Origin of the sequence: Vreelandella boliviensis LC1 (assembly GCF_000236035.1) — a bacterium.
Lineage (GTDB): Bacteria > Pseudomonadota > Gammaproteobacteria > Pseudomonadales > Halomonadaceae > Vreelandella > Vreelandella boliviensis.
The window spans coordinates 1-516 of the sequence record NZ_JH393277.1 but is presented as its reverse complement, the minus strand read 5'-3'; the positions used below and the strand labels follow the sequence as shown (position 1 = coordinate 516).

General features: G+C 56.4%; 1 pseudogene. It reads right to left on the bottom strand.

Going from position 1 to position 516, the window contains the following annotated elements:
• Window positions 1-498, bottom strand: a pseudogene (locus KUC_RS19525) (transposase); the annotation flags it as partial.
• Between the last annotated feature and the right edge of the window lie 18 nt (window positions 499-516).

Below are 516 nucleotides of genomic sequence, written 5' to 3'. Positions count from 1 at the left end.
GCTTATGATTGACCTGTTCACCGGCTTGGCGCAGCTTCAGGTAGATCATGCCAGCGCCGTAGCGACGATGCCGATATGCCAAGGCCACAATGCGTTCATGCAATGCTTCATTGCGGTCTGGGGCCGCTTGATAGCGCAATGCACTGGCACTCATGCGGACGACACGGAGCGCCCGGCGCTCACTCAGGCCACGTGACACCATAAAGTGCACCACCTCTCGGCGTGCAGGGGCGCTCACCACTTTTTTCTCAGTGCCTCGCGAGTGACCTCCATTTCCAGTAGCGACTCCGCGAGCAGCTTTTTCAGGCGTCCATTTTCGGCTTCAAGTTCTTTGAGTCGCTTGGCATCGGGCACGCTCATACCGCCAAACTTGCTGCGCCATAGATAGTAACTGGCTTCTGAGAAGCCGTGCCGACGGCATAGCTCCTTGATGGGGAGTCCTGCTTCTGCTTCGCCCAGGAAACCAATGATCTGTTCTTCGCTGAAACGCTTCTTCATGTCCAATCTCCTTACCCA